A 7,176-nucleotide genomic window follows, 5' to 3' on the forward strand; every position below is an offset into this window, starting at 1 on the left:
ATGTTTAGGTCACTATCCACAAACTCATTATTACTTACAGAAATTTTCACTTCATCAACATTAAAGTTTTCATTAAATACTCCATTTAATAATTTAATTAATACCTTTTCTGATGTTGAAAATAAGTATTTTAATACAATATCTAATTTTACTTTATCTCTCTTTTCATTTCCTTTTTGCTGTTCTTTTAAAAGCTCCTTATTATGCTTTTCTTCATCTATATGTTTATTCATCATTTCACTACTTTCATTAGTTAATTTTTTATATTTATAGTATTCTTATACTTATATTATATCCAAATTATTATATATTTTCACTACCTCATGATTATGTTTTTAGTGAACTATCAAATTTTTTATTTAATTTGTGGTTATTACTATTCGCTTTGCTCCTAGTAATGCTAAACGTACTTTTTCAATTTGGTTTTACTAACAAAATCTGAGCAAGCAATCACTCAAAATTCTACTTCCATTACAAGAGGGACAGACGCGTAATTGTCTATTTTGCTATTCTTTTGGCTAGATACTTTTGCTGATTTTAGCTTTTCTCCAATAGCACTTAAAGTCGGTCCCAAACATCTACGCAGCAAAGCTGCTATTTTAGGACCGGCTTTGATTTGTTTAGGTTTTATTGATAATCTTTCGATTTCACTGTAAAAATAACTTACGGAAACTATACTTTGGTACGCCTGTCCTTCTTGTTACGGCGCTACAAACCTTGAATTTAACTTTAGTTAGATTCATCTCTCAAACTTAAATTTTAATCCCTTAAATTCAAAAGAAACTGGCAACCCAGTTTCCTCCATCATTGTCAAATGTCAATTGTCCATTATCAATTTTTTCAACTTATCCTTTTCCCATTGTATAACTTGTTACGGTGCTACACCTTGAATATATCTTTAGTTAGTTTAATCTCCCAAACTCAGATTTTACTCTGTTAAATTGAAAGAAACTGGACTAAAGTCCAGTTTCCTCCTTACCTTTTAACTGTTAACTATTAACTCTTAACTAGTTAAGTTACAGTTTCTTTTTAAATTTTTACTCCCTAAACTCTTACTCCCTAAACTTTTCAAATTGTCCTTTATCTATTGACTAAAGTCCAGATTCTTCAAATTTATGTTCCATTCCATGTGATAGTTTGTGTAATGGTTTCTTTAAGAACCCTATCACTAAGAATATAAATATTATTAAAAATAAGAATAGAACATCTTTTTTTACATGTGAACCAATTGGTCCTGCTATTGCTTGTCTAAATCCGTCAATAGCGTACGTAAATGGCCATAATGGTTGTAACATACCAAATATTTTTGGATTAGTTTGTATTGGATATAGACCACCAGAACCTGCTATTTGCATTACCATTATTACTACTGCAACTGCTTTTCCTACGTTTCCTAAAACAGATGCTAATGTGTAGATAATCATTACAAATGTTAATGATGAAAGTAATCCAAAAGCCATCATTAACGGGAAGTTTGCTGGTTTTACACCTAATATAAATACATCACCTAGCACAATAATTATAGTTTGGATTGCTGAAACAGTTAAAAATGTTAACATTTTTGCAAAGTGTCCCATCATAAAGGAAAGCTTCTTATTGCTACCTTCTATTGGTTCACATTCTACAGTTAACATAGATGATAGTAACAACGCTCCAACCCATATAGCAAGAGTTGTATAAAATGGAGTTAATCCAATACCAAATGTACCAACACCATAAAGCTCTGTTGCTTCTACTTCAATCGGTGAAGATATAAACGACCCCATAGTTTCTGGATCTTTAGACATCAAGTCAACCATATCATCTATATTCTTATCATTTAAATCTTTTGTTTTATCACTTAGCTTATCAACTTTGTCTTGAAAATCTCCTAGTTTATCTGTTAATTTATCTGCTTGGTCACTAGCTAACTTACTAGTACTTATTCCAAAGTTAGTTAATGCAGTTAATCTAGGAACAACTCCACGTACCCCATTTAAAACAGAATCTATAACATTCATTCCTCCAGATACCTGATCACCAAGACTATTTAAAACATTTAATCCACTATCAAAGAATCTATTTGATAGATTACCTATGCTGTTAGAAACCTTTGTATTTGCTTCTGTTAAAGCATCTATCGCCATGTTTATATTTTCTTTCGTTTCGCCTTTATTTATAGCAGTCCTTACATCTTCTATTCTATTTTTTTGATCTACTAATGATGATTGTATATTTCTAAATATATCTGTTATATTATCTAATATAGGACTACCTAAAGCACCATTAATAGCCTCTAAATTTTCAATATTTCTATCTGTTATAGGTTTTAATATATCCACCATAGTATCCATATCATCTAACACTTTGTTAGCATTCTCTGGTGAAAATTCATTATTTTTATCTCTTAACTTATTTAAAGACGATTGAATATTATTATTTATACTTTGCAATTCAATTACATCATTACTTAAGTTATTTGATAGAGTACTTAAATCTTGCTGAGTAGATGTTATTAACCCTTTACTAGCATTAGTAACTTGCTGAAGACTATCTATTTGGTTGGTTATTAATGGTAAATCATTTTTAACCTGATATAAATAAGTCTCAAAGCTCTTTGTATTTTTATTTGCAGTTGCAATATGATCTTTCACACTTTGCAAATTATTATTTGTAGAAGTAATTACATCTTTTATTTCTAATATTTTCGGTTTATTATCTTCTACTTTAACCCCTAGTTCATTTAAAGTTTCAAAAGCTTTTTCATTTACTGTAGTTACAAAATTAGTTTTTATCTCATCTGTAACTTTACCTTTTACTGCACTAGTGATTTTTGTAGCAATGGCATTTGCCTTTTCATTGTTTTTATATATAATATTAGGTTTTTGAGGAGTAGTAGTTGTAAGACTTACTAATCCTTTAGAAAAATTAGCTGGTATTTCTATTAAAGAATAGTACTTTCCTTCATTCAAGCCATAATTAGCTTGCCATTCATCTAGAAAAATCCAATCTATTGAATCATTTTTCTTAAGAGATTCTATTACCTCATTACCTACGTTAATAGTCTTATCATTTATTGTGGCACCTTCATCTTTATTTACTACAGCCACTGGCATATTTCCAGTGTTAGCATAAGGGTCCCAACAAGCTTTTATATTAACCCACGCATAAAGGGATGGAATAATACAAAGCCCTATAATTATTATAAGTGTAGGTTTGTTTGTTACTATTGCTTTTAAATCTTCACGCCAAACTTTAAAAATTTCCTTCAAATGCATTCACCCCCTCGAGTCACTTTATTATTCTGCTACTCTTGACTTTTTAAAGCTATCTTCAAAACTTCTTACCTTGTTATGAAGTGGCTCTTTAAAGAAGAATCCTATTAATAAAAATAGTATTGTGTAAATTATCAATATAACGAAATCCACTATAACACTACTCATAAGTGGACCTGCTACAGCCTCTCTAAACCCACCTACTGCATAAGTAAACGGGAAGAATGGTTGAAGTACCCTAAAGAACTTAGGATCTACTTGTATTGGATAAGTTCCTCCACATCCAGCAAGCTGAATAACCATAAATACTATAGCTATATCTTTTCCTATATTTCCTAGTACAGAAACTAAAGTGAACACAATAGTTGTAAATGCTATTGATGTAACAATACCAAATGCCAACATCAGTGGGAAGTTTACAACATAAACATCTAAAAGCAATTTATTCCCTAAAGTAACTATAGCTCCTTGAAAAACGGCTAAAAGTACAAAAGTCATTAACTTTCCAAAATGTCTTTCTCTTACTCTTATATTTGCTCCACCTTCAAATTCTGGTGGTTCTGTTTTTAATATTGATACTAAAATTAGAGCACCTACCCATAATGCCAAAACTGAATAAATTGGAGTCATCGCTGACCCATAGTTAGGCACATGGAACACTGGTTCTTCCTTTAATTCAAATGGGCTAGAAATAAAATCTCCCATAAGACTTGAACTACCTTGCATTACACTTATAATGCCGATAATATCATTATCATTTATTTTTTCCAATTTATTACTTAGCTGACTTATAACATCTTTAAATGAAAGTAAGTCTTTCCTTAAGTCAGTAGAAATTTTAGCAGCAAGCTCACTTCCTTCTGCTCCTGATTTTAATAAGTTGTCCATTTGTGGAACTAAACCCTTAGATGTTTCTAAAAGCTTACATGCATCGTCAGTGATACTTACAAAACTATTTGTTATTGTATTAAGCGCTGGTCTTGCATTTGAATCAAAATCACTTACAGCTTGGCTTATGTGTGTATTAACATTTTTAATACTATTTATAGTAGTTAACATAGCACTATCATTAATCTCGCCAGTTGAGCTCATTGAATTTTGTAAGTTTTCTACGTTACTTTTAGCTTCACTTAATGCGTTTTCAGCATTATTTAAATAGGTTATATTATTCGAAATCGCTTGATTAGGTTGTGCCTTGTTTACTTCATCTAAAAACTTAATATCAGATGAAATAGAATTATTTAGTGTATTTATCTCTCTACTTATTTGAGATACATTTCTTTTTGAATCATTTGAACTTCTATTTGAGTTTATACGCTCTGCTAAATCATAAATTCTATCTATAGAAGCTTTTGATTCTTTTAAACTAAGTTGCAAATTGTCTATAGTATTATTAAAACTTTTTTCAGTATCTTGCACTATATTACCAGTACTTTGTGTACTATCTTGAATACCTGACAAACTATCTGTAATTGATGGTAAAGTTGCTCTAAAATCTGTTAGGAAGTCGCCTAAGTTTTTAGCCGAACTATCTACCCCTTCTAACAAACCTGTTATAGAATCCATATTTTTATTTACAGAAATAATCGCCTTTTTTAAAGCAAGTATATCAGTTTTATTTTTTTCTGCATTCTTACCTAATATATTTAATTCGTTAAACACTTCTTCATTTACTGTACTTATGAAATTTGTAGTTATTTCATTTACTAATGAGCCTTTTGCAGCATTACTTATACTAGTTGCTACAGGATTTAATTTTGTGTTTACTTTATATTTTACTTTTGGCTTAATTGGATTATCTGATGTTAAACTTGTTAAGTCCTCTGTAAAATCTTCTGGTATCTCTATCATGGCATAATAGGTTCCATCTACAACACCCATCTCTGCCTCTTTGGAATTAACAAATTTCCATCCAAGTTTATCATTATCCTTTAAATTATCTATTACATCATTTCCAATGTTTAAGTCCTTGTTTAAAAAGTTTGCACCTTTATCCTTATTTACTACAGCTACTGGAAAAGTACTTGTAGTTTCATATGGGTCCCAACTTGCCTTTATATTTACCCAGGCATAAAGAGACGGTAAAATACATACTCCTGCAACAATTAAAAGTGCTACTGGATTTTTTGTAATGCTCTTAAGGTCTCGCTTAAACACTTTTAACGCATCCTTCATCTTTAACCTCCATATTCATTGCTAGTTTCTAAATTTAAACTTGTTTCAAGATCATATTATTCTAACATAATAATATAAAAACTTAATTTAAAATTCTTCTTATGCTTTCAAATAATATTGGTTTCATCTCCTCAATAGAAGCTGGTTCTTCTAATATAATTGAACTATAACAAACTCCACTGGTTAATTCAATTATTAAGAACAATAGTTTCTTAGCATCTTCGTTTTTAATATTCTCTTTTTCTTGTATTCTTGAAACAAATTCTTGATATATATGTTCAAACTCCTCATACTCTTCTCTCTCAGATATCCCTCTTTTGTATATACCCCAAGATAAATTCTTATGTATCAGCTTTAATAACTTTTTATCTTCTTTTAAATAGTCAATAATATAGTTGATAAAAAATATTACTTCCTCTGATAAATCATTAAACTTATTCTTGTTAGCTTGTTCCAAAGCTTTTTTTAAAATTAAACAACATTTGTTAAGTATTATAATCTCCCTTAAATAATACTTGTCTTTAAAATATAAATAGAAAGTCCCCTTTGCAACTCCAGCCTCCTTTGTAATATCACTTATATATGTATCGTTTATACCTTTAGTTACAAAAAGATTATAAGCTACTTCCATTAAATTCTTTTTCTTCTCTAACTTATTACATTCAGATTTTTTCAGCTTAGATTTGATCCCCTTACTCAACTTCATTCCCCTTTCAAAATGACCTTTAGTCATTTTTAATCATAAAATTATTATAATCCTCTTTTTTCAAAAAATCAATGATTTTTCTGTCCACAAGTCATTTTTCTAATCTTTTAATAATTCATTTTAAACCGACAATTCCATCTACAGCAAATAAGACTTTGCTAGTTAAAAGTTAATACGGATACACATTTTGAAAATATTACATATCTTTAGTTAAAAGTTAAGAGTGAATAGTTAACAGTTGTGGTTATTACTACTCACTTCGTTCCTAGTAATGCTAAACGTACTTTTATATAAATTTGCAAAGCAAATTATATTTATAGATTTAAAAGAAAGTGGTTGCACTTTCATCCATCATTGTCAATTGTCCTTTGTCCATTGTCAATTTTTTCAACTTATCCTTTGTCCATTGTCAATTATATAATTTGTTACGGCTACACATTTTGAAAATATTACATATTTCAAGTTAAGAGTGAAAATGCTTTTCTAGTTAAGAGTTAAGAGTTAATAATTAACAGTTGTGGTTATTACTATTCGCTTTGCTCCTAGTAATGCTAAACGTACTTTTTTATATAAATTTGCAAAGCAAATTATATTTATAGATTTAAAAGAAAGTGGTTGCACTTTCATCCATCATTGTCAAATGTCAATTATCCATTGTCAATTTTTCAAGCTCCCTACCTCAACTAAGTATGCAATCGTTCAAAGTTCTACTTCCATTACAAGAGGGACAGACGCGTAATTGGCTACTTTCCTATTCTTTTGGATAGATACTTTTGTTGATTTTAGTTTTTCTCCAATATTGCTCGAAGTCGGTCCCAAACATCTACGTAGCAAAGCTACTATTTTAGGACCGGCTTTGATTGCTTTAGATTTTATTGATACCCTTTCGATTTCACTGTGAAAATAACTTATGGAAAACATACTTTGGTACGCCTGTCCTTCTTGTTACGGCTGTACACACTAAATTTAGCTTTAGTTTGTTTTATATCCTAAACTCAGATTTTACTCCCTTAAATTCAAAAGAAACTGGCAGTCCAGTTT

3 protein-coding genes and 1 pseudogene are annotated in these 7,176 nt (G+C 29.8%); all 4 read right to left on the minus strand.

Annotated elements, in window-relative coordinates; genetic code table 11:
* A pseudogene (locus ACYUE0_RS17265) lies at positions 1 to 236 on the minus strand (hypothetical protein); the annotation flags it as partial.
* Between the two features lie 855 nt (positions 237 to 1,091).
* Positions 1,092 to 3,251, minus strand: a complete 2,160-nt coding sequence (locus ACYUE0_RS17270; RefSeq protein WP_460271840.1) for a YhgE/Pip domain-containing protein — start codon at positions 3,249 to 3,251, stop codon at positions 1,092 to 1,094.
* A gap of 27 nt (positions 3,252 to 3,278) precedes the next feature.
* Positions 3,279 to 5,429: a YhgE/Pip family protein gene (locus ACYUE0_RS17275; protein WP_460271842.1), complete on the minus strand. Its 2,151-nt coding sequence runs from the start codon at positions 5,427 to 5,429 to the stop codon at positions 3,279 to 3,281.
* Between the two features lie 82 nt (positions 5,430 to 5,511).
* Positions 5,512 to 6,129, minus strand: a complete 618-nt coding sequence (locus tag ACYUE0_RS17280; RefSeq protein WP_010293667.1) for a TetR/AcrR family transcriptional regulator — start codon at positions 6,127 to 6,129, stop codon at positions 5,512 to 5,514.
* Positions 6,130 to 7,176 lie beyond the last annotated feature (1,047 nt).

Source organism: Clostridium sp. CTA-19 (assembly GCF_054767855.1).